Below are 26,048 nucleotides of genomic sequence, written 5' to 3' on the forward strand. Positions count from 1 at the left end.
GCGGAACTATTACTCCTCCTATCGATGGCGGAACTATTACTCCTCCTATCGATGGCGGAACTATTACTCCTCCTATCGATGGCGGAACTATTACTCCTCCTATCAATGGCGGAACTACCACTCCTCCTATCGATGGCGGAACTACCACTCCTCCTATCGATGGCGGAACTACCACTCCTCCTATCGATGGTGGCGAAGAAAGTCTTCCCGGTGACAGCGGTAGCGACGACTTCCTCCGTGGTGATGCCAATCAGAACACTCTGCGGGGTGGACGAGGTAACGACACCATCTTCGGAATGCACAACGATGACCAACTATTTGGCGATCGAGACGACGATATAATCAATGGCAACCAAGGTAGCGATCGCGTTTACGGTGGCCCAGGCAACGATCTTGTCCGAGGCGGTCAAAACGATGACCTAGTATCTGGCGATACAGGAGATGACACCCTCTTCGGAGATAACGGCAATGACACCGTACTTGGCGGTGAAGGTAACGATATCATCAATGGCAACCAAGGTAACGATCGCGTTTACGGTGGCGAAGGGAACGATTTAGTACGCGGCGGTCAAAACGATGACCTAGTAGTTGGCGACGCAGGGGATGACAACCTCTTCGGAGACAACAGCAACGATACCATCCTTGGTGGCTTTGGTAACGATACCCTCACCGGCGGTACTGGTGACGACTTGCTCAACGGTGGCATTGGCAATGATTGGCTCAAAGGTGGCGCGGGTAACGATATTTTTGTACTGACACCCGGTGCTGGAATTGATACCATTATTGACTTCAACCCCGGACAAGACCTACTAGGATTGAGCGGTATCGCTTTTGACCAACTTACCATTACTCAAGGTACTGGCAGTCAAGCACAAGATACCCTGATCCGCATCGCCTCCAGTGGTGAACTGTTAGCCTCTCTCACAGGATTACCAGCAAATTCGATCGCACCGGATATCTTCACGAACCTGCAATAACTCAAATTGCTAGTTATTAAGATTAGGGCTATTATTTGGTACGTTGTTGCGCTTTAGCGCTCTTATTATAACCCGGATAAGAGCGCTGAAGCGCAACTACATACCTTGATTTTAATAATTAGCAATTTGCATTAATAAGCTCTTATTATAACCCGGGTAAGAGCGCTGAAGCGCAACTACATACCTTGATTTTTTTACCCCAAATTTTCCTTTGCCCAATTCCTAAAAGCTCTAATAGTTGCGCTTCTCCCTACAGTTAGATTTTTTTGTACGTATTCGTTAATCAATTCTATAATAGGAATACCGGGAAAATTTGGACTGCGATCGGCAACTACATAATGAGCTTCTTGCAACAAGTTAATTTCCAAACCGCGTCTCGTATAGCGCCACAATTCAGGCACGCCTAAACGTCGATAGTTATCAAACTTACTCCGAGAAGTTATATCAATTTCAATTGCTAAATCTGGCGGCGGATCGACAGTCAAGTCCAAACTATTCTTACCGATAAGAGCCGCATAATTTTGTATATAAAAACAAGTATCCGGTTCTACTGCCTGCGTCATGCGATCGCTCTTAAAAGTTGTCGAACCCAAAACTTCAAAATCGATCGACATTCCATCTAACAAAATTCTTACCAATTCGCCAATAATTTCTTTATCTTTTTCATGTTCTGGTAGAGGCACCATAATTTCTAACCATCCATCACTATAGGAAAGTCTAGCACCACGACCTTCTCCCAATTCCTCTAAAATAGTTTCAAATTGTTGCCAGCTAATATCTTTCAGCAACAATTGTTGCCCTGGTTGCACGATAATTTGTTCGAGAACTAATTCCATTATTTTCTTCTAACCCCTAACCCCTACATCAAGAACGCTTACCAGTTGGCTTTGTCAAAGTTATCGCTTGCGACACCGCCTCATCCAAGCTGTTTGCCACAGACACTCCCAACTCTGCTAGAAGCAGTTTTGCAGCCTCAACCTCACCACCAGTCAAACGCACGACAAAATGAGGGTAGTGGCCGTTACCACTGGTGCTTTTGCGGCGCACTCGCCCGGTAGTTGACGGCGAAACTAGCGCCTCGCCATAGTTTCGCTGTATAAAGTTGCTAATAACGCCAGCAATTTCGTCGCCGGAAGTTACGCCGCCCAAGATATTCACTACCAAGACTTTGATACTATTTTCGTGTGCGATCGTTTCCAGTCCTCGTTCCAAACGATCGCAAAGCGTGTCTGTAGCATTGCTGGGCACCTCTTCCCCCACATTCAGACAGCTACCGGGCTTTCCTCCCGCTTGGTACAGTGAATCCAAAATCGCCATTGCCAAACCAGTCCCATTGCACACAATGCCGATATTGCCGTCCAATGCCCACAAATTGCCGTTGAGGGGTAAAGCTGTGTCCTCTTCAGTGGTGTGGCAGGAATGAGGTTTACCCCGCCGTACTTTTGCTGCTAATACGGCCAAATCAGGATGGCGTTCCAAAGCACAGTCGTTGACGGTTACCTTACCATCCAGAGCCATGACTTCGCCATTGAGATTTACTCCAAGGGGATTGATTTCCACCAAATCCAAGTCTTTTTGGACAAATAGCTTGTACATAGCTTCAACGATCGCACTTACGGACTGAATCTGATTGCCCTGCAATCCCATTTTCAGCGCTAACCGTCGTGCATAGAATGGAGAAAATTCCTCCTCTACTACTACCTGCTGCATTTGCTCCATTACCGCCTCCACATCGATGCCTCCCTGTGGAGAACCCAAAAGCACAGGGCGACGAAGGGTGTAATCTAGAGCCACTGCCAGATAAAACTCTTTCTCGGCGTCGTATCTCGCCTCTGCCAGCAGCACCTCTGGAAACTGACCCATAATGGGTAGGTGGAAGATTGTTTGAGCAGCTGCGATCGCATCGATCGTATTTTCCACAAACTTAATCCCACCAGCTCTCCCCCGTCCCCCAGTAGGCACCTGGGACTTCAGCACTACCGGATAGGGAATCTTCAGCGCCTTTATCTCTCTGGGACTGTCAATTCTTTGAGAAGGCAAAACCGGAATACCGATTTCGCGAAATAATTCCTTTGCCTGATACTCTAATAAGTCCATATCAAAATTAATAATTAAAAACCAAAGAGAAAAGAAAGCTGCTTCATTTTTACTTTAGCATTTCTATTTTTTAATAGAAATCGCATTCTAAAGATAAACGAGTGCATTCCCCCCTTTCCTCTTCAATTTTTATTTTTTAATTGCTCCTGCCAGTCTTTAGCGACCAGATCGATCCCGTAGAACTTTTGCCAGAAGCGGTCTACAGCCCAAGTCGGCAAGACTTTTGTCATTAAAAACAGCAACATATCGCCACCTGTAGCAGCAGTATAGCGCGGACGGGGACGGAGGTCTGTAAGCGATCGCACAATCACCTCCGCCACCCGTTCGGGAGTCCAAGCTTGACCGCTCGTTTGTTCCCGTAAACCTTTTAACTTCTCAAAAGCAGCGCGGTAAGGAGTCTTTTCAGGCTCAGCAACCGCCATATCGACCGCTGTTGCTGCCACATCAAAAAAATCCGTACTCACCGGCCCCGGTTCAATCACGCTGACCTTAATATTAAACGGTTCTAGCTCCATCCGTAGAGCATCGCTAAGTCCTTCCAAGGCAAATTTAGAGGAACTGTACATACCCCCAAACGGAAACGCCAGTCTTCCGCCCAAAGAACTAACATTGATAATTCTGCCCCCGCCAGAGTCGCGCATCGTTGGAATTACAGCTCGAATCAAAGCCAGTGGCCCCAGTAAATTCACCTCAAACTGTCGCCGAGCCGCTTCTGGTGGAATAAATTCCAACGGCCCCATTTGACCGTAGCCAGCATTATTCACCAACGCATTGACCCCACCGAACCGCAGGATAGCAGCTCTTGCCAAAGCCTCAACTTCCTCGACTTGCGACATATCTGTAGGGACAACTAAAACAACTGCCCCTGCTTTGCTACAGTATGTGGCAGTTGTTTCCAGCTTTGCCCGGTTCCGAGCAGCCAGCACCAATCGGATTCCCGGAAACTGTTTGGCTAAAACTTGTGCCAGAGCAGCGCCAATCCCAGCGGAAGCGCCAGTAATTATTACAACTTGTTCAGACAGTGGAATGTTTGGAGACATCACAATATAGAATTGCCCAGAACGCGAATGGGAACGACGCCTATTTTCTACTTTAAGCTCGTAGTAAGGTAATAAGCAGGTTCGATCGCAGAAAATGTAACTTCAATTATAATTACCAACGAATCATCTATCCTAAGTCGTAATTTCCAAGTCGAATCATATCCAGAATTAAAAGGTGGTGCTAGATGGAAACAGCAGTTCAGAAGGATGATTTACAAGAACTGGGGCAACTTTTGCAGCAGCTACTAAACTCAGAGTTAGCGACCAAAAATCCCATTGAGGTCAAATGTACTTTCCAGAACGACATTTTGCTGATTTTGGCTCAAGAGGCGAATCCTCTTGTTGACCAAGCACAACCAATCTTCAAGGTACTACAAGAAACCATTGAAGGGTTGCATCTATCATTTCCCAGTTCAGTCTGGGAACGAACTCAACAGGTACGCCTTTTCTTGAGAGCGACAGGACAAAGGCAACCCTTTGCTGTCCAAGAGTTTAAGCTTGAAAAATCGGCTGACTCTGATGAGTTCTCTTTGTCAGACTCAGAAGCTGCTTTTATCCAGGGTAATTCTGATGATAATGCGTTCTGGCAAGAGCAATCAGATGATATCTGGGAATCTGTACTACAAGATGAGTCGAATTTGGATGAAGCGACAGAAGACGCCGGTAAGGAGGCAGTAGCTGAATCGACCTTAAACTCGAATTTAATGGCGGATTTGCCTCTAGAGGAGCCGACGACCGATTTAGAGCCCGATCCTATTCCCCAAGAGCATATACCACCGGCAAAAGTCGATCGCAAAAAGCCCCCATTTAAAGTCCCCCAGTCAGTATGGAAGATTGGCGCTGGCATGGTAATAGTGGGTGCTTTGGGTGGTATTTACGCTTTGAGTCGCCCTTGCGCGGTGGGGGAGTGTCCGGCGATTCAAACGGCTAAGCAGCTGAGTCAGTCGTCAGCACAAACCCTGAGAAATGCAAAAAACGATCGAGATGTCAATCAGGGAAAAGAAAAATTAACTCAAGCGATCGAACAGTTGGAAAGCATCCCCTTTTGGTCTAAATATCACTCTTCATCTCAACTACAGTTGCAAATTTACAAAGGCGCTGTTTCTAAGGTAGACTCGTTTTTAAACGCTGTGGACAAGGCTAAAGTTGCCGCTCAAAAAAGCCAAAATCCTCCCCATCCAGTACAGCAGTGGCAAGAAATACAGACACTGTGGAATCAGGCTCTAGCTTCTCTTAAAAAAGTACCTCAAAATAGCGCTGTTTATCCCATAACCCAAGCAAAATTAAAAACTTATCAAGCTAATTTAGCAGCGATTAATAACCGAGTCAAGCAAGAGCAGCAGGCTAAAACAAGACTGGCAGCAGGCAAAGAAACCGCACGGTTAGCCCAAATGCGTCAAAGCGTAGCCAAGACTTTGAATCACTGGCAACAAGTTGAGTCAACTTGGCAAGCAGCACTTAATTCTCTCTCTTCCATTCCGAAAACCACAATGGCTTATGAGGAGGCACAGCAATTGATTGCTAGTTACCAGCCTAATTTTGCAACGGTGCGCGATCGCAAAAATCAGGAGGAGATTTCCGCTAAGATTTACAATCAGGCAATCTCCATTGCTACTCTTGCCAAAAACCTCGAACAACAAAACCAATTGACGCAAGCTGTAGCCACTTGGCGTAGAGCATCAACCTACGCCAAGCAAGTACTCCCTGGCACTTATTACTACGATCTATCCCAGCCACTTAGCGACAACTATATAAACTCTTTAAGGCAAGCGCAAACCAAACTGCAAACCACTTTAATTGTCCAAAAAGCAAGTACCGATCTTAATAGAATCTGTGCTGGCGTACCCAAGATTTGCGATGCGACTGTTAATCTTCAAGTAATCAAAGCATATCTAACTCCCGCTTATGTAGCCAGTGTGAGACGGACTGCTATGACTGCTGGATTACAAGGGGACGCCAATACCATTGCAGGCGTGGACGATCATTTGAAAACGTTACAAGCAGCACTAGAAGCAATTAGCGAAAACGCGGGTATAACTCTGGAAATTTACGATCACAATCGTTCGTTGATTGGGAGATATATTCCCAAGCCGAGATAAAAAATATTGTCATTAGCTAAACGGGCTGCGGCTGGACAAAAGCAGGAAGTTTGAGTAGTGTGGAGAAGGGCTCATGCTCTTTGTCTCTCTCTCGAAGGCGATCGCTCTTCAATTTTACCGGCATCGATCGCGCTCAGAAGTCATGATACAATTTAATAATTATGCCTATTCCAGCAGAAATTAACGCTCTCATCGAGCGATTAAACGATGAGTTGAATCAAATGGAGCGCTCGGCAACAGAGGGAATCGCCCTCGCCAGAGCTATTTTAAAGCGCTTTCCAGATAATTTTACAGTGATTCAACTATTCGCCTTTTTGAATACCAGTATATTTTTTGCAGACAATGCCAGAAGACAACTTCAGATGCGTGTTGAAGCTCTCTCTGCAAGTGCTATTCCCAGGGATGAAGACATTCAGGAAGCGGGAGAAGATTTGGCAATAGAGCTAGGTCGAGTCCTGGAAAATAAAATGAGAGTTAGTAGAATTAAAACTCGTTTGGAGAACTTACAATGACACAACAAGAACCCGATGAAAAAGAACTGCTAGAAATCCTGGAACTTGCTAGGGAAGCAGAACAGAAAGCCAGAGAGATGTGTGAGATAATAACCGCTAATACAAAAAAGTGGCGACTGAGGGCTGAAGCTAAAAAAGCTACAATAGCATCTGCACAGAAGTAAGTAACGGTTCTTTCGTGTCAAATATGCTGATTTGGACACGGCATAATTAAATCTTTTGTATGACCGACATATTTATGATGCCGTGTCCCTACAAAAATGTTCATAATTTGAGTTCTAAATTTTTAGTTGTGCGTCTGAGTTGAAAACTTGCCGACAAATTCCCTGCGTGATTAAAACAGTGGTAATCAAAGTTGCCAAAGCCTGCACGAACAGGATTAACATCTGGTAGAATGCGGCAACGAACGGACTTGCACCACCCAATATCTGACCTGTGAAAGTCCCTGGCAATGTAACGACACCGACAACCATCATCGTGTTTAAATTGGGAATCATTGCGGCTTTAATCGCTTCTTTGCGATAGTTGGCTACTGCTTGTTGAGGCGTAGCGCCTAAGCTGAGGTGAGTTTCAATGTCTAGGCGTGCTATGTTCAGAGTACTGGTGAGACGTTCACCTGCGATCGCAGCACCGTTCATAGCATTCCCCAGAATTATCCCAGCAAACGGAATTAGATACTGCGGCTCATACCAGGTTTGCGGTTTGATTACAAAAATACTGATATAGGCTAGCGTCAGGACAGTACTCAGCAAAAGCGAGCCGCCTACGACGGGCAACATCTGGGGTATTTTGTTGCCAATGCGGCTTTTAGCTACCCTGGTCGCAATTATCAGCATTACCGCCAAGACAGCCACAATCAGTGCAGGATTTGGCCCTGCGAAAACCACCTCTAATACAAATCCTACACCGAGAAGCTGTAAGATGGTTCTACCGGCGGCGATCGCTAGAGGCCATTCCAAACCGAGCTTTTCTGTGGCAGATAAACCGATCGCAATTGCAATCAAACCTAATGCCCAGATAAAGTTTGTCGGGTCGAGATTAGTTAAATCCACTGCTTTTGGGGTGTGAGGTGCGATCGCATTATTGAGGAACACAAATCTATTTCACAGTAGTCTGTGTTAACTGGTTGACAAGATCCTTTTCTGACCTAAGATAATCTACCATAATCGTTGAAAAATATACATCGGAGTAAGCCATTCACCTCGACTGCGCGACTGCGGGGCTGACGGGCCATCCGGTACTTCTAACGATTAAAACTAAAAACTTGTGGTAAGCGAGTGAATAACATTCCCCCTGTTGACTTGGCGCGGCAGTACAAAAGCCTTGAGAAAGAAATAAATGCAGCTGTATCAGACGTACTGGCTTCTGGCCGATATATCGGCGGTTCCCCAGTTGAAAGTTTTGAGCAACAGTTTGCAAAGTATGTGGGCGTTTCAGAATGCTCGGCGTGCAATTCTGGCAGCGATGCACTCTACCTGGCATTGCGGGCTTTGGGGATTGGACATGGCGATGAGGTGATTACGACGCCCTTTACCTTTATAGCCACAGCCGAGGCAATCAGTGCTGTCGGCGCGACGCCGGTGTTTGTTGATATTGAGGCCCAAACTTTCAATCTAAATGTCGATCGCCTAGAAGCTGCGATTACAAACAAGACTAAGGCAATTTTGCCAGTGCATTTGTTTGGACAACCAGTCGATATGACACGGTTGATGAATTTAGCTGAATCTCGCGGTTTGGCAGTAATAGAGGACTGCGCCCAAGCTATAGGGGCAGTATGGGCTGGACGCAAAGTAGGTAGTATTGGCCATATCGGTTGCTTTAGTTTCTTCCCGACTAAGAATCTAGGGGCTTGTGGCGATGGCGGTGCGGTAACCACCAACGATCGCAACCTAGCGGCTAAAATACGGATGCTCCGAGAGCATGGTAGTAGCAGTCGCTACCACCACGAAGCGATCGGCATCAACAGTCGCCTCGATACTCTCCAAGCTGCCATTCTCCAAGTTAAATTGCGGTATCTCGATATCTGGAATACTCAACGCTGTGAAATTGCCGCGCGTTATCACCAGATGCTAGAGCCAATTTCAGGAATTTCTTTACCCCAAGCTTTAGCTGGAGGTGAAAGTGTCTGGAATCAATACACGATTCGGGTAATAGCTAGAGAAACAGCAAACGAGCCAGCTATGTCTTTAACTCAAAATTCCTTTCGGGATTTTGTACGCAACCAGATGCAGCAGCAGGGTGTTACTTCAATGGTTTACTATCCTTTGCCACTCCATCTCCAGCCTGTCTACGAGAGTTTAGGCTACCAACTCGGTAAATTGCCTCTAGCAGAGCAGGCTTGTGCTGAGGTGCTTTCCCTGCCAATTTTCCCAGAATTATCTCCAGCGCAGCAAGAACAGGTGGTTTATGGTTTGAAAGATTCCTTAGCTGCTTGGGTGCGGTCATAAGTAGTTGGTTGGCAGAAAGTGTACCCCTTGTCCCCCTTTTGACTTTCTTATCCCCCTTTTGACTTTTGACTTTTGACTTTCTTGTCCCCCTTCCCTCGTAGGCAAGGGGGAGGAATTTTCGATCGCTAAATCGGTGTTCTAGACTGGAATCCGGGAACGATTGACTGTAGCCAATGCTTCCACCAGGCTGCGGACAGCTGCCACCATAGCGATTTCGCTATTCAACTGATTGACAGCTGAGCCAACACCGACACCAGCAGCACCAGCAGCAATGGCTAGCGCAGCGGTGACGTTGGATATGCCAGAAGCGCACAATACTGGGACTGAGACTACACGGGAAATTTCAAATGCTGCTGCAAGAGTGGGTGCGGCTTTTTCGATCGTTCCCAAGGTTCCGGGGTGAGTTGGGGTGGCACAGAAGCCGCCTTCCGTCTGTATAATATCCGCACCGGCTTCTACCAAGGCTTCTGCCAATTGCACTTGCTCGGATAGTTCCAGAATATGAGGAACAGTCACCGATAAAGTAATTTCCGGCAGGAGCGATCGCGTAATCCGTGTAATATCCAGCACCTCAGCTGCTGCAAATCGACGTCCTTGCGCGTAGAAACTATCGAAGTTACCAATTTCAATCAGGTCGGCACCAGCAGCCACAGCTGAGACAAACTTTTCGGGTTCCACAGCCGATACACAAATTGGCATATTTGTCAACTGGCGGCACATCGTCACCAAATCGCGATCGGCGGCAATGTCCACAAATGTTGCGCCACCAAGGTCTGCTGCTTTCACCGTCGCGGCTACTCGCGTGCGATCGAAATTATTCAAGCCACTGATAATTTTGAGAGCGCGGCCTTGGTCAAAAGCACGCTGTAGTATAGGATGAATCTTCATGCTGTAATTTCCACTCAAAAAATGTATGGATTATTTTTGCACTCACTGTGGCTAGAAGCTAGAGGCTGTATTCGCGAAGGCCCCAAAATTTTACGCCCTTTAAGGCTTGGAAGTGTCGCCGGATGCAGTATTTTACCCCATTTATGGCTAATCTCTAAGTACGATTCCCAGTTCAAAGAGCCAAACAGCACCAGCAACAAATTTAAGGTAGTGTACAAACACTCCTAATAAACGTTACAATTGTTAATATTTTGACCCAGAAAGCGCCATGAAGACCGCTCAGACATCCACAGATCTTGTGCGCACTTATTTACGTGAAATAGGCCGAGTTCCCCTACTCACTCACGAGCAGGAGATCATGTACGGCAAACAAGTACAGCGCTCAGCAGCATTGCAGGCTCAGAAAGAGGCGCTGGCAGCTCAGTTAGGACACGAACCTACTCTAACCGAGTGGGCGCAGCTATGTGGGCTGTCTGAAGCAGAACTAGAGCAGCAGATTAAAGAAGGTGAAAATGCCAAGCGCAAGATGGTGGAAGCTAACTTGCGACTGGTAGTGTCAGTGGCCAAGAAGTACATCAAGCGCAACGTTGACCTCCTAGATTTAATCCAGGAAGGCAGCATTGGAATGCAGCGAGGGGTAGAGAAATTCGACCCTACCAAAGGATATCGATTTTCAACCTACGCCTATTGGTGGATTCGTCAGGCGATCACCCGCGCTATAGCTGAGAAAGGGCGCACGATTCGCTTGCCTATTCATATCACGGAGAAGCTAAACAAAATTAAAAAAGCTCAGCGTTACTTGTCCCAACAGCTGGGACGAGCTGCCACAGCGTCGGAGCTAGCTAAGGAACTGGATTTAGAGCCCCAGCTGGTGCGCGAATATTTGGAAAGGGCACGCCAGCCTTTGTCGCTAGATTTGCGCGTGGGAGATAATCAGGATACGGAGCTAGGAGAACTGTTGGAGGATACTGGGTCTTCCCCAGAAGAATTTGCCATCCAGTCGGCTCTTCAAACAAACCTAGAAAAGCTGATGGCGGATTTGACTCCTCAGCAAAGGGAAGTATTAGCGATGCGCTTTGGGCTGGAAGACGGACAAGCTTTAACTCTGGCTAAAATTGGCGATCTCCTCAATATTAGCCGGGAAAGAGTACGGCAGATTGAAAGGGAAGCTTTAAGCAAGCTCCGCAAGCGAAAAGCCGATATGGATGAATTTATCGCCAGCTAATGAGAAAACTATTGTCGCTTGCCGATGCTGGGTGACAATTACAGCTGACCGGCATTTTTGGTTCGGTTAAAACGACTTCATTACCAAGACCGGATTGCTACAGTGGTGTTTAGAAACAATTAGTAGATATCCGAATCTCTGGAAATAACAAGCTGCTCTTGGCAATTAAAAGTCAAAGTTTAACAAGACTCAACTGCAACGGAGGTAAAAAGTGAACAAATCATCGAATCAAGGGTCAGAGCTGTTCGGAAACGATTCGGAGTCAGGTAATTGGCTGTGGCAATACGTGCAGTCTATGAGTCCAGAGATGATCTCACAGCTTTCCAAGCCCTCGTCTGGAGATGTATATCAGGTGATGGAACGCAATATTGTCGGTCTTTTGGGCAATTTACCATCCGAACATTTTGGTGTAACAATTACCACAAATCGGGAAAATCTTGGTCGGCTGTTGGCCTCGGCGATGATTAGCGGTTATTTTCTCCGCAATGCAGAACAGCGTATGGCTTTTGAGAAATCTTTATTAGCCAGTGAAGCCAATGCCTGGGAAGCTGATTAGGAAGTTGGCTTTAACTTGGCTCGCAAAAAGTGTTGATGTTGCGAGCAAATTCTGCTCGGCGGGCTGTAGAGTTGCTCTGCCGAGTTCTACTATTTGGGAAGTCATGGTAGTTTTCAGCAGCTGTATGTCCCATGCCCTATGACTTTACCCCATAAATTTATTGGCGTTGCCGTTATCTGGAACGATCGAGGAGAAATTTTAATTGACAAACGCCGCCAAGATGGTTTAATGGGAGGATTGTGGGAATTTCCGGGGGGCAAAATAGAGCCCGGTGAAACTGTTGAGGAGTGTATCAAAAGGGAAATCTGGGAGGAGTTGGGAATTGAAATTGAGGTTGGCTCGCGCCTCATAGTTATCAATCATATATACAGTCTCTTTGCTGTTACCCTCACAGTACATGAATGCCGTCACACAAACGGTGAACCTCAGCCTTTGGAATGCGATGAGATTCGCTGGGTTACTTTAGATGAGCTAGATAAATACACCTTTCCCGAAGCCAACGTTCAGATTATTAACGCATTGAGAAATAAGTAGTAAAAATAGGGCTTTTGTTCAAAAAAATCACATTTTTAGGCTCTTTTGGCTCTGCTATGCTTTTGTTCACTTAAGAAGATTTTTATTTCTTTTCTGCTCTCCTGTGCCCCTCTGCCAAATTTTCCAGTCTCTACGATCGGTAAATTGGGAGAGTAAAATGGAAGCAACTGCCTCGATCGGGAGCCGACTCTACCCAAATGCGACCGTAATGAGCCCGGATGATGCGCTGACACAAAGATAATCCAATGCCGTATCCGTCTTGAGCTTCATCGCGTTTGAGCCTGAAGTTCTGTTCAAAAATCCTAGAGCGATTTTCCTCTGGAATGCCAGGGCCAGTGTCGCCAACAGTTAACTGGACTTTCTGAGCGATGCGATGGAGAATGAAAACTTCGATCGTACCCCCCTCTGGCGTATACTTATGGGCATTCTCCAACAAGTTTACCAGCACCTGACGCACCCGTTCTCGATCGGCATAAACATAGGGCAGATCTTTGGGAATATCAGTTTTTACCTGCTGGGATTTCACTTCAAACAGATGTTTGAGGTAATTGACAACATCCCGGCACAGATCTCCCAAATCTAGCTTTTCCGGTACAATCTTGAGAGACGAGCTGTTTCCTTGGGCTCCTTGAAGAATATCGATAATCAGTCGGTCAATGGCGCGAGTTTGGTTTCGGGCTTGTTTAATTAACTGAGCAGTTAAGGCCGGTGTCAGGCGAGACAGGTTAGCGTTTTGGGTATTGTAGTTAGATTCGAGGGTTTCTAAAGCTATAGAGGCAGCCGTCAGGGGATTGCGGAGATCGTGGGCCAACATAGCAACGATCCGGTCTTTAAACAGCAACTGCTGTTGAAGCTCTTCTTTCTCCTGTTTGAGGCGAAAATTTTCATCTGAGATGCGAATTAGTTCTGCAACATGGGAAAAAGACCGCATCTGTGGTTGATTTGTTGTAGTTGCCCATGACTCAGTTTCTAGGTTGACAAAATCATCCATATACTGTTTCCATCGTGGCCACCAGTCTATCAGTTGAGGTACTAAATTACTACCCGCAATTGTCTGTTGCGGCGGTGGGTGGATTTTGATCAAAGCTGGGGTGGCTACCAGTTTAAAATGTTCGGCTAAGTAAGGTTGTTCCCCAACATCTACAACCTCCAGTTCAAATGGATAGTCGGTCTTTAACTCTTGGATACAGTTGTGCAGCCGCAGGAGCTGTTCCTGGGAACTTGGACGCTCGTCTACAAATAATAGCAATTGTAGAGGCGTGTGCGAATGAATAGACTTTTCAGCATTTGCTGCCATGTAATCTGAGTGAAGAAAATGCCTGCTTGTTTATGCTCGTACTTCTAAGCTACCTTGTTCTGGGAACTTTCGTACCGTAGTTTGCTTATTGGCGCTAAACACCAGTCCCAAGATAGAGGTTATTTATGGAATCATGGGTTTTGGGCAGAGAATGCACTTGGCAGGTTTATACTAAGTCCACAAGTTCTAGAAGTGTAAGTGAGGGATGGTGTTAAACTCGCAGAAGTATCAGTGGCTAAGGGTTACAGTTGGTGCGGCGATACGTTGCCAAGCTACACGCTTTGCGATCGCATTTTTTGTGTTGGCCCTAATTTTGACGCTGCACCGACACTACACCTTTTATTCTTCTTACGACCAAGGCATTTTCAACCAAGTTTTTTGGAACGGCATTCACGGTCGGTTTTTTCAAAGCTCTCTCTCCTCCCAGCTCTCTACTAACGTCGTCCACAACGGCGAAGTACCGGCTGTGTACTATCATCGCTTGGGACAACATTTTACTCCAGCTTTGTTGCTTTGGATACCTCTGTATGCTTTATTTCCCTCACCAGCAACGCTGACGGTTTTGCAAGTTACATTAGTTACTGCTGCTGGGTTAGTTCTATACGTACTTGCCCGACAGTATGTTAACCCGCCGATAGCGACTGCGATCGCAGTCAGTTTTTACGGAGCTAACGCGGTTGTCGGCCCTACTTTGTGTAACTTCCACGACATCTGCCAGATCCCATTATTCACGTTTGGGCTGTTGCTGGCAATGGAAAAACGCTGGTGGTGGTTGTTTGGCGTATTAGCTGTTTTAATTTTGGCGGTACGTGAAGATGCGGGTGTGGGGCTGTTTGGTGTAGGTATATACATGATAGCCAGCAAACGTTTTCCGCGAATTGGTCTTGGCGTCTGCGTTCTCAGCTTCCTTTACATGATTTTACTGACCAATTTAATCATGCCGTTGTTTTCTGCGGATATTTCCCAGCGGTTCATGATGGAACGGTTTGGTCAGTATGCTGATGGAGAAGAAGCTTCCACTGTGGAAATTATCTGGGGAATGATTAAAAACCCCTGGCGGTTGGTTGTTGAGATGTTTTCACCCTTTCCTGGCACGATAAAATATTTATTGGCTCAGTGGTTGCCTTTGGCTTTTGTGCCAGCACTTTCTCCAGCAGCTTGGTCTATCGCTGGATTTCCTCTCCTCAAACTCTTCGTGGGTAAGGGAGAGTCAGTTCTGGCGATCAATATTCGCTATGCCATGTCTGTGGTTCCGGGACTATTTTATGGGGCGATTCTCTGGTTGTCGCAACATCCAAAATGGTATAAAAAGCTGTCTTTTCGGCGGTTTTGGGGATTCTGCATCTGTCTTTCGCTATTTTTTACGCTCGTTGCCAATCCAAATCGAACTTTGTCTTTCCTCGTGCCAGATTCCTTTAAACCGTGGGTGTATGTTTCTTTACCTCGCCAATGGCAACACGCAGGTGAAATTCGATCGCTATTCGCTAAAATTCCAGCAGATGGGAGTGTGGCAGCAACGACCTATCTTGTACCTCATCTTTCTGGCCGCCGAGAAATCATCCGATTTCCTGGGTTACAGCTACAAAACGATGCGCGAGAAGTTGTCTATGTGGATTATGCTCTAGCCGATCTGTGGCAGTTACAGCAGTATCAAGTCGCCTTTAAGTCCGATCGCCAAGTCTTAAAGGACAGCTTTCGCACCATCGATCTGACATTCGGTAACAAGTTATACGGAATTATCGGGTTTAAAGATGGAGTTATTTTAATGCAGAGAGCAGCAGCCTCTAATCCAGATGCAGTTTCTGCTTGGCTAAAGTTCCGTCAAGAGACAGAAGCAATTTTGAACAAATAAGTGTAAGGAGTAGCTATTTATATGACATTTTTGTCATATAAATAGAAGTATTAGCTACAATTGCTGTGCTAATGATATTGAGAAATGTAAAAGTTGGTGTAGATAAATTAAGTCTTCGGGATGGGCGCTGATGAAGATTCTGGTGTTAACTTGGGAATTTCCGCCTCGACTTGTCGGAGGAATTGCTCGTCATGTAGCAGAGTTGTATCCAGAAGTTGTCAAACTGGGGCACGAAATCCACTTGATTACATCAGAATTTGGCGAAGCACCTCTGTATGAAATAGTGGAAGGGATACAAGTTCACAGAGTGCCAGTTGGCTGGAGCAACGACCTCTTCCATTGGGTAGCCAATCTAAATATTAGCATGGGCACCCACGGCGGTAAACTGATGTTGGAGGAAGGGCAGTTTGATTTAATTCACGCCCATGATTGGTTAGTTGGAGATGCCGCGATCGCACTCAAACACACTTTTAAAGTCCCCCTAATTGCTACTATCCACGCCACAGAGTACGGTCGCTACAACGGTATTCATAACAACGATCAGCGCTACGTCAGCGGCAAAGAAAAACTGCTCGTCTATAACGCTTGGCGGATTATTGTCTGTACCGATTATATGCGGCAGGAGGTAGAAAGAGTTCTGGCAAGTCCTTGGGACAAGATAGATGTAATCTACAATGGTATTCGAGCGGACAAGAAACCGCGCTGGCACGAGTTTAACGCTTGGGATTTCCGTCGCCGCTTTGCCAAGGATGAAGAAAAAATTGTCTACTACGTAGGCCGAATGTCCCATGAAAAAGGGGTTTCAGTATTGCTGAATGCTGCCCCAAAAGTAATTTGGGAGATGGGAGGCAACGTTAAATTTGTGATTATTGGTGGGGGCAATATCAACCACCTGAAGACTCAAGCTTGGAACTTAGGAATTTGGGATAAATGCAATTTTACTGGCTTTATGTCAGATGCGGAGCTGGATAAATTCCAAACTGTAGCTAATTGCGCTGTTTTTCCCAGTCTTTACGAACCTTTTGGCATTGTAGCATTAGAAAGCTTTGCCGCTCGCGTTCCGGTGGTGGTTTCCGATACTGGTGGTTTACCAGAGGTAGTGCGACACAACAAAACAGGTGTTGTCACTTGGGCTAACAATGCTGATTCTTTGGCGTGGGGAATTTTGGAAGTGCTGAAAAATCCATCTTATTCTCAGTGGTTGGTTGACAATGCCTATGCAGAGTTAGAACATCGGTTTAGCTGGCCCAAGTTGGCTAAGCAGACGGAAGAAGTTTACAGGCGGGTAGTGGAGGAGCGGGAGCAAGTGGTCTGGTAGTCGAAGGGGAAATCTAAAATTCTTCCCCATTACCTACTACCGCGAAATCCGATCGCATCACCTCTAATCGCAGATTCACTAGACAAATGTGGACTATGGAGCATAACTATATCCATCAACTCGATGAACCATTTGGCAGTATTTAGCCCTAACTGGGCTAACTTTACCTTTTATTGTCACCATTTCAAACACCCCACTTGCGCGAACAGTTAATCGCCCAATATGAGTTCCTGCTTTCTTTCCGGTAGGGAGGATAGCACGAACTATATCGCCAGTCTGAAAACCAAAAAAAGCTTTCTGTCTGGTGCGATGCGTTATAGGAAATCCATATTTGTTGGTGGTAGCCATTTGGCGATTTCCCCATCCTTTTGCGGTTATCAGTAATGGCTTGGTAATTTTCAGGATTAATTTCTCGATCGCTCCTACGCAGGCTGCATCTAGATAGTGACTCTTTTGGATACCTAACTTGACGCGATTAAATTTGGTTCTACCTCCCGTTCCCACTTCAACTGGCAATCCTGTCTCTTGCAGTCTTCGATATAACTCCCACCGAGTAGAGTTAACAGCAGCGGCATCTTTAAGAGGTGCTTTAGCGCCAGCCAAGATTCGCTTTAAGATATCTGGCTTCTTGCTCAGGAATTTCTCAATAGGCTCATTACCTTTTTTCTGATTGCAAGTGTGGCAAGCCAAGGCAAGATTACTAACTCGATCTGTTCCTCCTTTGCTTTTAGCTAGAATATGCTCAATTTGCAAAGGAGTATTTTCTCCTCCGCAGTAGGCGCATTTTCTGCCCCATTTAGCCAGCAAGTATTCCTTGACTTCAAAACCCGCTAACTCACCCCGCTGATATTCTGTACCACTGATTTCTGGGTTAACTAAAGCCTGTGTATCGAACCGTACTAGCTCCTGGAAAATCCCTGTAATTGGTGCAAACTTTATTAGTCTATTTACCCAAGTCAGAGTAGTTTTTACTCGATGTTCGAGACTAGGAGCTAACCAACCGTTTTTACGAGTTCTGTTAAGAAATCGCGCTCGTCGATAACGAGTTTTACGGTTTCGACGATTACGGCGAATCGCTTTACGAGCCAGCAGTGAATCTTTTATGGCTTGCCCACGATGAGTTAATTGGGCACCCCAAATAAGTGCGCCATCAGATACTAATGCTATCCCCGTAGTTTGAGAACCTGGATCTATTTTTAACTGAATTGGTTGAGTTGTTTCTGTTGACGCGGTTTTGAGGATGATGGTAAAAGGAAAACGTCGAAACACAGCAGCTTTTCCTTGAGTCAGGAGTGTCCGTGCTTGGGCTGGGTGAACAGGGTCAAGGGGTCGCTTATTGGTGTCGAGCGCAAAAACAAAGTTAGACATATTTGAAACTCTGATTTCTCAGGTAATTTTTTCCTCGTCAATGTTACTTAGGCTTGTTCGGTTCAGTTCACTTTCTTAGCTAAATAGGAATGTTTAAAACTGAACGGCAGGGCTGCAAGCTGGAAAGCACTAGCAGGTGCCATGACCTAAGTAACGTAGCCAACTTATGGCTTAGACTGGCTATCTCTCCACTAAATGTACTGATTGTCCAGTTATATCCAGTGTTTAGCGGATAGCCTGTTTGCGTAGACTTTTGATAGTTGCGATCGCACGATCTGCTACTTTATCAATCTCATCCGCCGTATTAAATCGCCCAATCCCAAATCGAATCGACGCATAAGCTAACTGTTCCGAGAGTCCCAAAGCCATCAAAACGTGAGACGGAGCGGTTTTAGCAGAAGTACAAGCCGAACCGGAAGATACAGCCACCACAGGCTGCAATCCCAATCCAAGGGCCGATCCATCCACGCCTTCCACACTAATACTAAGATTTCCCGGTAGTCGCTGGGTGGGATGACCGTTCAGAAAAATTGGCCCAATTGGTCCCAAATTTTCCCAAAGACGCTGGCGCAAAGCAGTGAGGCGTTCCGTCTCCGAGTCCATTTCCGAGATTCCCAGTTCCACCGCCTTCGCAAATCCCACAATTTGCGGCGTGTACAATGTGCCGGAACGCATACCCCGTTCGTGTCCCCCACCATGCAATTGAGGTGCCAATTTGACTCTAGGATTGCGGCGTCTGACGTAAAGTGCGCCGATTCCCTTGGGGCCATATATTTTGTGAGCCGTCAGAGACATCAAATCGATTTTCATCGCCTCTACATCTAGAGGTATTTTGCCAATAGCTTGTGCTGCATCCGTGTGGAAAAGCGTTTGATGTTCCCGACAAATTGTCCCAATTTCTGCCAAAGGCTGCAACACCCCAATCTCGTTATTAGCAGCCATCACCGAAACTAAAATTGTATCGGGACGGAAAGCTTTTTCTAATTCAGTTAAGTCAACAATCCCATCTTTTTGAATGGGGAGATATGTAACTTCAAAACCAAGAGATTCTAAATAGTGACAAGGGTCGAGAACAGCATTATGTTCTGTTTGTAAAGTGATGACGTGACGCCCCTTTTGGAAATAAGTCTCAGCAATGCCTTTGATAGCTAAATTGTTCGCTTCGGTAGCACCACTCGTGAAGACAATTTCTTCAGGTGTGGCGTTAATTGCATCTGCTAAGATTTGCCGTGCTTGTTTCACAGCAGCTTCTGCTTCCCAACCGTAGAGATGATTGATGCTGGCGGGGTTACCGAAATGTTCTGTGAAATAGGGAAGCATTGCGGCTAAAACTCTTTCGTCAAGAGGTGTGGTAGCGTGGTTATCGAGATAGATAGGACGATTAGACATGGCGATTAGCTGAAAAGTTGACCTAGTTTTTTCATAATACTCAGTACGCGATACAGTTCATTTTCTCGTTTCAAAAGCGTGAACTTATCAGATAAAGCATACTTGGGTATATCTTGTTGCGTCATAAGTAATTGTTAAGCCAAATCTTTCTGTTAACTCAACGAGAGACAGGTTTTGGGCTTGGATGATTTGAACCATCGTAATATGCTTAGGGTACTGATTTCATTATACCTGCAAAGTATTGACCAGTTTGGTACAAATACAATAATTTTTGTTTTAATTGTAATTTTTGGCACAAATACTATCCAAGGCATGGAATAAAGCGTGTAGAAAATGGCAAATTTTTAACTACTCAAGATACAATAGTCAGTAGCTCAGATATCCCAGTAGAGAGCAAGTATGAATCTGACTATCAAAGATTTAGAAAGACTGCAAGAAAAGCTGCAAGAAGATAATCGCGATTACCAGATAGAACTACAGGAAGGAAACATTGTCGTTATGGGGCCATCAGATATCGAATCGAGCGAAATTGGCGCTGAGTTAATCAGACTTCTGGGTAATTGGGTTAAGCCTCGACGACTTGGACGGATATTTGATTCCAGCGGCGGGTTTATTATGCCAAATACAGATTTGCGGGCTCCAGATGTTTCGTTTGTTTCAGCAGATAGACTTAGAAGAAGTCAACGATCGTTTGCTGAACTGGTTCCAGATTTGGTAGTGGAGATTAAATCTCAAAGCGATCGCATCCGTGTATTGAAAGAGAAAGTTGAGCTATTTTTAACATTAGGTGCTTTGGTGGGGATACTGATCGATCCCGATAAATTAACTGTAACTGTTTATCGTCAAAATAACGAACCAGTTGTGCTGGCGTCTGCGGATAAATTGACAATTGCAGAGTTATTTCCTGGTTGGGAAATCGAGATTTCCGAACTTTGGCCTCCTGTGTTTGAGTAACAGACTTCCAAATAAAAAAATATCCAACAACTTCTTGTGGGATGGGCGTCTCGCCCGTCCTATGACACCGATTCAGTAATAAGGCTTTGCTACGTAAGGCGTTGAGATTATTTACACCCAAAGCTTGCATATGGCAACTTGCGGTAAAGAGCAATAACCTTGAAATCCTTACCAAGCTTTGCGCGTAGGGTACAAAAAAACTAATCATTTGGCACACTAAGTACGGAAGACCCAAAATTCTGGCTCTTTCGGAGTTGCTATGCTTTTGTTCACTTAAGAACATTTTTATTGATTTTCTCCTCTCCCACTCTCCCACTCTCCCCCTCTCCCACTCTCCCACTCTCCCACTCTCCCCCTCTCCCCCTCTCCCCCTCTCCCACTCTACTCAAATAGCATAGTAAGTACGGAAGAGCCAAAATTCTTACCGCTAAATCGCCTTTTGCCCCCCTTAAAAAGGGGGGGATCTCTATTACTGCAATCGCCAAATTTTAATCGTTTTATCTCCCGCGCCGCTACCACCGCTAACTAATGTTTTCCCATCGGGACTAAAAGCGATCGATCGCACTCGATCTGAATGTCCAGAAAGTGTTTGGATCGAATCTCCTGTATTAATATCCCAAAGTTTCACTTCGTTAGTTTGATTCCCGCTAGCAACTGTTTTTCCATCGGGACTAATAGCAACAGTAAAAACCGGGCTTTGATCGGTCAGGGTGCGGAGAAGTTCTCCATTTTCTAAATTCCAAATCTTTATCGTACTATCCTGGGAACCGCTAACCAAAGTTTTACCATCCCGGCTAAAAGCAACCGACCAAACTGCATAATAAGTATGTCCTGAAAGAGTACGCAGCAGTTCACCACTTGACAAATTCCAAAGTTTAATCGTTAAATCTTGATTGCCAGTGGCGAGAGTGTCGCCATCGGGGCTAATGGCAACAGATAAAATCATCCCAGAACGGGGAGATAGAGTGCGCTGCAACTCTCCGGTTCTAAGATTCCAAATTTTTATCGTACCGTCTCCACTACCACTTACCAACGTTCTACCTTGAGGATCGATCGCAACAGAATAAATTCCGCCCGAATGTCCAGAAAGGGTACGTCGCAATTTGCCAGTACGGAGATTCCAAATTTTGATAGTTTTGTCGCTACTGCCACTTACTAGAGTTTGACCGTCGGGACTAAAAGCGATCGCTAAAACCGGGGCTTTATGTCCGATGAAAGTCCTTTTTACTTCACCTGTGTCGAGATTCCAAATTTTGATAGTCTTGTCAGTACTGCCGCTTACCAGAGTTTGACCATCAGGGCTAATGGCGATCGCACCCACTCCCCCCGAATGCTCGGTCAAGGTTTTCGCTAGCGTAAAATTTGCTCTAGGAGTATTTTGGGCTACGACAGCAGTACGGGCGTCCCCGCCTGTAATAACAGGCTGAGTGGTGTGCGATTCCAGCGCCACTGTCCGCCCATAGAGTTGCGTCCCCACTACTGCCAACAGCAACAGGGGAATACTGGTATACAGATGATTTTTAAGCTTTACCAAGCCGATCGCAGTTGATACTCTGGCAAGAGGGCGCATTGTTTGTCTCCAAATAATCAACACAAAGCAGTTTAGTCAGTTTTGAGGACGTAAGGAAAAAATACCCAGACAGACGATTGAAATCGCGGCTACACAAACTCCAGGCTAAATACAAGGCATAACCATGACTGATATGCGACGCGAATTTGCCAGCCGAGACAAGCTGGTTACGTACCTGCGAAAGCAATTTCCAGAGGCTACTGCACGCGATAACCAAATCAGCGAGACAGTAGGCGGACGTAAAGCCGCCCAGAAAGTGCTGGAAAAGGTAGATCCCGCACGCTATGCCAAATCCCGCAATTTCCTCACAGGTGCCGTAACGCGCCTGTCACCCTATCTCCGCTACGGCGTCCTCAGTCTCGCAGAAGTGCGAGATACCGTGCTGAGTAAAATAAAAAACCAAAACGATGCTACCAAACTGATTAACGAACTCGGCTGGCGCGATTATTGGCAGCGGTTGTATGCTCAATTGGGCGATGATATCTGGAAAGACCAAGAGTCATACAAAACTGGCTACTCCCTCAAAGAATACAGCGATACCCTGCCAGATGACATTGCATCTGCAACCACAGGTTTAGTTTGCATCGACAATTTCAGCCGCGACTTGCAAGAAATCGGCTATCTGCACAACCACGCACGGATGTGGATGGCAGCTTACGTAGTGCATTGGCGGCGCATTCGTTGGCAAACGGGTGCCAAATGGTTTCTCCAACATTTGCTAGATGGCGATCCAGCTAGCAACAACCTATCCTGGCAATGGATTTCCAGCACCTTTAGTCACAAGCCATATTTTTTCAATCGCGAAAATTTGGAACGGTACACCGAAGGTGTTTATTGTCGCCAATGTCCTCTTTACGGTCATTGTGATTTTGAAGGCAGCTATGAAGAACTAGAAAAACGTCTGTTTCCCAAAGTAGGGTCTAGGGGAGGGGGCAAAGGGGCTAGGGACTAGGGGAAGAGGGGAAGAGGGGAAAACAAGAATGACTAATAACTAATGACTAATAAACAATGAACAATAATCCAATTGTATGGGTGCATGGTGATTGTCTGAGTCCCGATAACCCAGGATTAGAAAAACATCCTGACGCACCAGCTATTTGGGTTTGGGACGACGCACTGCTCGAAGAGTGGCAAATTGGTCTTAAACGCATCGCATTTATCTATGAGTGTTTGCTAGAGTTGCCAGTCGTCATTCGTCGCGGTAACGTAGCAGTTGAAGTTGTAGCTTTTGCTAAAGAGCATAACGCCGACTTGGTTGTGACGGCAGAAAGTCCCAGTCCTCGGTTTGATGCCATCTGCCATGAAATTGAGCGTTCTGTGCAGGTGGAAGTGCTGGCCGTCGATCGATTTCTTGAATATGACGGCTACATCGACCTCAAGCGCTTTTCGCGCTACTGGAAAGTAGCCGAACGCTATTTATTTGGTTAGTAAAATGCTCCACTATTTGAGAAGTCGTGACTTCACTCAGCGGCTGAGAACTAACATTTATTTCAACTTGCCGGACACTCCTTGATACTTAGTTTTTGCTCGATCGGAATTTCGATCGCAAACTCTGTTCCTTTTCCGGGTGCTGATATACACTCGATCTGACCTTTATGTATTTCAGTCACAATTTTATAGCTAATAGACAATCCCAATCCTGTACCTTTACCAACAGGTTTAGTTGTAAAGAATGAATCAAACAACCGAGACAGCACTGTCTCTGGTATACCAGGCCCGTTATCTTTAATCCGAATCGCTACATGAAGGTGATCTACCAACTCAGTACGAATCCGAATAATGTTTGGATTTAGCTCGATTTCGGCATAAGTCCGACCGGAGTTGTATTCATCGATCGCATCAATAGCGTTAGCCAGAATATTCATAAACACTTGATTCATTTGCCCGGAATAACACTCTACAAGTGGCAAATCGCCATATTCTTTGATCACCTGAATGGCGGGACGTTTGGATTGCTTTTTCAGCCGATGTTGCAAGATGGTTAAAGTGCTATCTAAGCCTTCATGAATATTAACAGGTTTTGCCTCCGATCGGTCCACTCGTGAAAAGTTACGTAGCGACTCCATAATCTCCCGGATGCGATCGGTCCCTAACACCATAGAAGATAGCATTTTTGGCAAGTCTTCGATCGTAAATTCCAAGTCCATCTCCTCCGCATGAGCTTTAATTTCCGCTGTAGGATTGGGGTAAGCAGCACGATAAAGTTGCAGGTGCTTAAGCAGATCGAAACTGTAATGTTTGGCGATATGGAGATTACCGCATATAAAGGCAACGGGGTTATTTACTTCGTGGGCAATTCCTGCCACAAGTTGTCCTAAGTTGGATATTTTTTCAGTTTGAATGAGTTGAGCTTGGGTGGTTTTAAGTTTGTGCAAACTCCGCTCTAATTCTTCTGCTTTTTCTTTGGCTTGGGCATATAATTCGGCTTGATTAACTGCGATCGCCAATTGATCCATCACAGCCAAAAGTAGTTCTACTTCACTATCGATCCAAGGTCGTGCCTGTCCTGTATGAATACAATTTATCACACCGATCGCACCGTTTCTAGATTGCATCGGTATCGCTAAAAGAGAAGTAAAACCAAAAGTGCTAACCAACTGCTGCCAAACTGGATCGCTCACATTTTCTAAATCCTCAATTCGCAATATTTCCAAATCTAATAGCTTTCCGGGTAAAGAGCCAATTTTATTGGCTTCGTAGCGCCCTCTTAAATCGGGATTACCTGGATTGCAAGCCTCTTTTACTACTTCCCAATATGGTTCCGATCTCTCGTGATAATACCAGACGAATTGACAGCGGGATATTTGCAGAAATTGGTGGATTTCATCTATCGCTGTTTCGATAATGGTATTAAAATCTAAAGTATTGCGGATTTGGTTAGTAAGGCGATTGAGCAATTTTTCTCGCTGAAGAAGCTGCGTTAGCTGATATTCTGCTTGCACCCGGTGGGTAACATCGATCGCTGTCCCAATTATCCCAATTATCTCCCCATTTTGGTCTCGCATTGGGGCAGCTCGATTTTCATAAATTACATTATCAAAATCTGCTGTCCAGCTTCCTTCCGTACCTGCCAAAACGCGGTTAATCTCTGCTAAAATATCGGTGTTTTCTCTATAAAGCTCAAAAACTGATTGTCCTATTACCTCCCCTGGTTTTTTACCTATTGATTCCAAGCCTTTCCCTTCTGAAAGTGTGAACACGCCATTGGTATCTAGGGCGTAGAGTACTATAGGCGTATTAGTAATCACCGCTTGCAAACGTTCTTCGCTCTGGCGCAAGGCAATTTCTGCTTCCTTGCAGTCGGTAATGTTAGGTATTAAAGTTAAATTTTTGTCTTCGGAACTGACAACAAATTTCGCTTCAAAATCGCAATTTTTAATGTTTGAACTTCGATCAAAAACAACTTTTTCAGCAAATAATATCAGTCCTCCAATTTCATCTTTTATCGGCGCATCTTCACTACAATATGCCTGCGGATCGGCATAATTTTTGAGGTACAAAGGCCGAGCTTCCCACTTGATTTTATAGGTTATATATGATTCTTGTTTAGGTAATACTTCTTCCCACGTCTCGACTACACCTGTCTGGCAGCGTTTGTAAATTTCTTGCCAGTGTTCGGGAAGTCCTCCATAAATTTGACAGTGGGATTTGCCAATAATATCTTCGTCATTTGAGCCATAATCTTTTAACCAGCGCTGACTGACTTTTAGGTAACACATCCGAGCGTCGAGGATGGCGATCGCAGCTGGTACATTTTCTATTAATAGGTGAAACAGTTCTTGATAAGGCAGGCAGATATGACAGCCTTGATTCTCCAGTTTTGTCATGGTTTGATAAATCATGATGTTATGTTTGGAAATTGAAAAAAAATGTTTTAACTAGGTTTTCACCTAAAGAAAATGCACCCAATCTTTAAAAAAGTTTC

At 45.4% G+C, this 26,048-nt stretch carries 23 protein-coding genes; 13 read left to right on the forward strand and 10 right to left on the reverse strand.

Translation table 11 applies throughout. The annotated features are described in order from the left end of the window. A partial coding sequence (locus tag LAY57_RS15390; protein ID WP_275994026.1) for a calcium-binding protein occupies positions 1-977 on the forward strand: 977 nt, incomplete at its 5' end. A gap of 194 nt (positions 978-1,171) precedes the next feature. Here LAY57_RS15390 and LAY57_RS15395 read toward each other — a convergent pair. From LAY57_RS15395 to LAY57_RS15405, 3 genes are all read right to left on the reverse strand, one after another. Then, a complete protein-coding gene (locus tag LAY57_RS15395; protein WP_249067661.1) occupies positions 1,172-1,813 on the reverse strand; it encodes a Uma2 family endonuclease in 642 nt (213 codons plus the stop codon). Positions 1,814-1,841: 28 nt separating this feature from the next. Next, positions 1,842-3,074 (reverse strand): succinate--CoA ligase subunit beta, encoded by a 1,233-nt coding sequence (locus LAY57_RS15400; RefSeq protein WP_249067662.1) that lies wholly within the window; start codon positions 3,072-3,074, stop codon positions 1,842-1,844. 122 nt (positions 3,075-3,196) lie between these two features. Continuing rightward, positions 3,197-4,114 carry an SDR family oxidoreductase gene (locus LAY57_RS15405; protein WP_249067663.1) on the reverse strand — a complete coding sequence of 306 codons (918 nt, stop codon included), beginning with the start codon at positions 4,112-4,114 and terminating at the stop codon, positions 3,197-3,199. 185 nt (positions 4,115-4,299) lie between these two features. On the opposite strand from LAY57_RS15405, the gene LAY57_RS15410 reads away from it, so the two are divergent. The 3 genes from LAY57_RS15410 (at position 4,300) to LAY57_RS15420 (ending at position 6,889) form a co-directional block, all read left to right on the forward strand. Continuing rightward, on the forward strand, positions 4,300-6,213 hold the full coding sequence (locus tag LAY57_RS15410) for a hypothetical protein (protein ID WP_249067664.1): 1,914 nt from the start codon (positions 4,300-4,302) through the stop codon (positions 6,211-6,213). Positions 6,214-6,374: 161 nt separating this feature from the next. Further along, complete coding sequence (locus tag LAY57_RS15415) at positions 6,375-6,725, forward strand: hypothetical protein (RefSeq protein ID WP_249067665.1); 351 nt, start codon at positions 6,375-6,377, stop codon at positions 6,723-6,725. Further along, positions 6,722-6,889 (forward strand): hypothetical protein, encoded by a 168-nt coding sequence (locus LAY57_RS15420; RefSeq protein ID WP_249067666.1) that lies wholly within the window; start codon positions 6,722-6,724, stop codon positions 6,887-6,889. The genes LAY57_RS15415 and LAY57_RS15420 overlap by 4 nt, the downstream gene beginning before the upstream one ends. Positions 6,890-7,003: 114 nt before the next feature. Here the strand turns inward: LAY57_RS15420 and LAY57_RS15425 are convergent, their stop codons facing one another. Further along, positions 7,004-7,819 carry an ABC transporter permease gene (locus LAY57_RS15425; protein ID WP_338022421.1) on the reverse strand — a complete coding sequence of 272 codons (816 nt, stop codon included), beginning with the start codon at positions 7,817-7,819 and terminating at the stop codon, positions 7,004-7,006. A gap of 183 nt (positions 7,820-8,002) precedes the next feature. Here LAY57_RS15425 and LAY57_RS15430 point away from each other — a divergent pair, with 183 nt between their 5' ends. After that, on the forward strand, positions 8,003-9,172 hold the full coding sequence (locus tag LAY57_RS15430) for a DegT/DnrJ/EryC1/StrS family aminotransferase (RefSeq protein WP_249067667.1): 1,170 nt from the start codon (positions 8,003-8,005) through the stop codon (positions 9,170-9,172). 138 nt (positions 9,173-9,310) lie between these two features. Here the strand turns inward: LAY57_RS15430 and LAY57_RS15435 are convergent, their stop codons facing one another. Continuing rightward, entirely contained in the window at positions 9,311-10,060 is a 750-nt protein-coding gene (locus LAY57_RS15435; protein WP_249067668.1) for a DUF561 domain-containing protein, read from the reverse strand. A gap of 268 nt (positions 10,061-10,328) precedes the next feature. On the opposite strand from LAY57_RS15435, the gene LAY57_RS15440 reads away from it, so the two are divergent. The 3 genes from LAY57_RS15440 to mutT all read left to right on the forward strand — a co-directional run bounded on the left by LAY57_RS15440 (position 10,329) and on the right by mutT (position 12,375). Next, positions 10,329-11,285, forward strand: a complete 957-nt coding sequence (locus LAY57_RS15440) for an RNA polymerase sigma factor, RpoD/SigA family (protein ID WP_249067669.1) — start codon at positions 10,329-10,331, stop codon at positions 11,283-11,285. Positions 11,286-11,496: 211 nt separating this feature from the next. Beyond that, complete coding sequence (locus LAY57_RS15445) at positions 11,497-11,841, forward strand: DUF760 domain-containing protein (RefSeq protein ID WP_249067670.1); 345 nt, start codon at positions 11,497-11,499, stop codon at positions 11,839-11,841. Positions 11,842-11,979: 138 nt separating this feature from the next. Next, positions 11,980-12,375, forward strand: coding sequence for an 8-oxo-dGTP diphosphatase MutT (mutT, locus tag LAY57_RS15450; RefSeq protein WP_249067671.1), 396 nt, complete (start codon positions 11,980-11,982; stop codon positions 12,373-12,375). A 130-nt stretch (positions 12,376-12,505) separates the two neighbouring features. Here mutT and LAY57_RS15455 read toward each other — a convergent pair whose 3' ends face one another. Then, the gene (locus LAY57_RS15455) at positions 12,506-13,672 is read right to left on the reverse strand and encodes a histidine kinase (protein ID WP_249067672.1); all 1,167 of its coding nucleotides are present in this window, start codon (positions 13,670-13,672) and stop codon (positions 12,506-12,508) included. 205 nt (positions 13,673-13,877) lie between these two features. Here LAY57_RS15455 and LAY57_RS15460 point away from each other — a divergent pair, with 205 nt between their 5' ends. Together LAY57_RS15460 and LAY57_RS15465 are read left to right on the forward strand one after the other, a co-directional pair. Further along, positions 13,878-15,524 carry a DUF2079 domain-containing protein gene (locus tag LAY57_RS15460; RefSeq protein WP_249067673.1) on the forward strand — a complete coding sequence of 549 codons (1,647 nt, stop codon included), beginning with the start codon at positions 13,878-13,880 and terminating at the stop codon, positions 15,522-15,524. Positions 15,525-15,654: 130 nt separating this feature from the next. Further along, the gene (locus LAY57_RS15465; protein WP_249067674.1) at positions 15,655-16,842 is read left to right on the forward strand and encodes a glycosyltransferase family 4 protein; all 1,188 of its coding nucleotides are present in this window, start codon (positions 15,655-15,657) and stop codon (positions 16,840-16,842) included. A 93-nt stretch (positions 16,843-16,935) separates the two neighbouring features. On the opposite strand, the gene iscB is transcribed toward LAY57_RS15465, so the two are convergent. Then, positions 16,936-18,210, reverse strand: coding sequence for an RNA-guided endonuclease IscB (gene iscB / locus LAY57_RS15470; protein ID WP_249067675.1), 1,275 nt, complete (start codon positions 18,208-18,210; stop codon positions 16,936-16,938). Positions 18,211-18,435: 225 nt separating this feature from the next. Beyond that, entirely contained in the window at positions 18,436-19,599 is a 1,164-nt protein-coding gene (locus tag LAY57_RS15475; protein ID WP_249067676.1) for a cysteine desulfurase family protein, read from the reverse strand. A gap of 399 nt (positions 19,600-19,998) precedes the next feature. Between LAY57_RS15475 and LAY57_RS15480 the strand changes: the two genes are divergently transcribed. Continuing rightward, complete coding sequence (locus LAY57_RS15480; RefSeq protein ID WP_249067677.1) at positions 19,999-20,553, forward strand: Uma2 family endonuclease; 555 nt, start codon at positions 19,999-20,001, stop codon at positions 20,551-20,553. Between the two features lie 469 nt (positions 20,554-21,022). On the opposite strand, the gene LAY57_RS15485 is transcribed toward LAY57_RS15480, so the two are convergent. Then, entirely contained in the window at positions 21,023-22,123 is a 1,101-nt protein-coding gene (locus LAY57_RS15485) for a WD40 repeat domain-containing protein (protein WP_249067678.1), read from the reverse strand. 124 nt (positions 22,124-22,247) lie between these two features. Here LAY57_RS15485 and LAY57_RS15490 point away from each other — a divergent pair, with 124 nt between their 5' ends. Then, the gene (locus tag LAY57_RS15490; RefSeq protein ID WP_249067679.1) at positions 22,248-23,075 is read left to right on the forward strand and encodes an FAD-binding domain-containing protein; all 828 of its coding nucleotides are present in this window, start codon (positions 22,248-22,250) and stop codon (positions 23,073-23,075) included. Between the two features lie 56 nt (positions 23,076-23,131). Further along, complete coding sequence (locus tag LAY57_RS15495) at positions 23,132-23,551, forward strand: hypothetical protein (RefSeq protein WP_249067680.1); 420 nt, start codon at positions 23,132-23,134, stop codon at positions 23,549-23,551. Between the two features lie 62 nt (positions 23,552-23,613). On the opposite strand, the gene LAY57_RS15500 is transcribed toward LAY57_RS15495, so the two are convergent. Further along, entirely contained in the window at positions 23,614-25,965 is a 2,352-nt protein-coding gene (locus LAY57_RS15500; protein ID WP_249067681.1) for an ATP-binding protein, read from the reverse strand. Between the last annotated feature and the right edge of the window lie 83 nt (positions 25,966-26,048).

This window comes from Argonema antarcticum A004/B2 (assembly GCF_023333585.1).
Classification (GTDB): Bacteria; Cyanobacteriota; Cyanobacteriia; order Cyanobacteriales; family Aerosakkonemataceae; genus Argonema; species Argonema antarcticum.

Excerpts from the sequence above, each read along its gene's own strand:
- LAY57_RS15400 (WP_249067662.1), bottom strand. The coding sequence starts at position 3,074 with ATGGACTTATTAGAGTATCAGGCAAAGGAATTATTTCGCGAAATCGGT.
- LAY57_RS15455 (WP_249067672.1), bottom strand. The coding sequence starts at position 13,672 with ATGGCAGCAAATGCTGAAAAGTCTATTCATTCGCACACGCCTCTACAA.
- LAY57_RS15475 (WP_249067676.1), bottom strand. The coding sequence starts at position 19,599 with ATGTCTAATCGTCCTATCTATCTCGATAACCACGCTACCACACCTCTT.
- LAY57_RS15410 (WP_249067664.1), top strand. The coding sequence starts at position 4,300 with ATGGAAACAGCAGTTCAGAAGGATGATTTACAAGAACTGGGGCAACTT.
- LAY57_RS15460 (WP_249067673.1), top strand. The coding sequence starts at position 13,878 with ATGGTGTTAAACTCGCAGAAGTATCAGTGGCTAAGGGTTACAGTTGGT.
- mutT (WP_249067671.1), top strand. The coding sequence starts at position 11,980 with ATGACTTTACCCCATAAATTTATTGGCGTTGCCGTTATCTGGAACGAT.
- LAY57_RS15465 (WP_249067674.1), top strand. The coding sequence starts at position 15,655 with ATGAAGATTCTGGTGTTAACTTGGGAATTTCCGCCTCGACTTGTCGGA.
- LAY57_RS15435 (WP_249067668.1), bottom strand. The coding sequence starts at position 10,060 with ATGAAGATTCATCCTATACTACAGCGTGCTTTTGACCAAGGCCGCGCT.
- LAY57_RS15395 (WP_249067661.1), bottom strand. The coding sequence starts at position 1,813 with ATGGAATTAGTTCTCGAACAAATTATCGTGCAACCAGGGCAACAATTG.
- iscB (WP_249067675.1), bottom strand. The coding sequence starts at position 18,210 with ATGTCTAACTTTGTTTTTGCGCTCGACACCAATAAGCGACCCCTTGAC.
- LAY57_RS15440 (WP_249067669.1), top strand. The coding sequence starts at position 10,329 with ATGAAGACCGCTCAGACATCCACAGATCTTGTGCGCACTTATTTACGT.
- LAY57_RS15490 (WP_249067679.1), top strand. The coding sequence starts at position 22,248 with ATGACTGATATGCGACGCGAATTTGCCAGCCGAGACAAGCTGGTTACG.
- LAY57_RS15415 (WP_249067665.1), top strand. The coding sequence starts at position 6,375 with ATGCCTATTCCAGCAGAAATTAACGCTCTCATCGAGCGATTAAACGAT.
- LAY57_RS15500 (WP_249067681.1), bottom strand. The coding sequence starts at position 25,965 with ATGATTTATCAAACCATGACAAAACTGGAGAATCAAGGCTGTCATATC.
- LAY57_RS15420 (WP_249067666.1), top strand. The coding sequence starts at position 6,722 with ATGACACAACAAGAACCCGATGAAAAAGAACTGCTAGAAATCCTGGAA.
- LAY57_RS15495 (WP_249067680.1), top strand. The coding sequence starts at position 23,132 with ATGAACAATAATCCAATTGTATGGGTGCATGGTGATTGTCTGAGTCCC.
- LAY57_RS15480 (WP_249067677.1), top strand. The coding sequence starts at position 19,999 with ATGAATCTGACTATCAAAGATTTAGAAAGACTGCAAGAAAAGCTGCAA.
- LAY57_RS15485 (WP_249067678.1), bottom strand. The coding sequence starts at position 22,123 with ATGCGCCCTCTTGCCAGAGTATCAACTGCGATCGGCTTGGTAAAGCTT.
- LAY57_RS15405 (WP_249067663.1), bottom strand. The coding sequence starts at position 4,114 with ATGTCTCCAAACATTCCACTGTCTGAACAAGTTGTAATAATTACTGGC.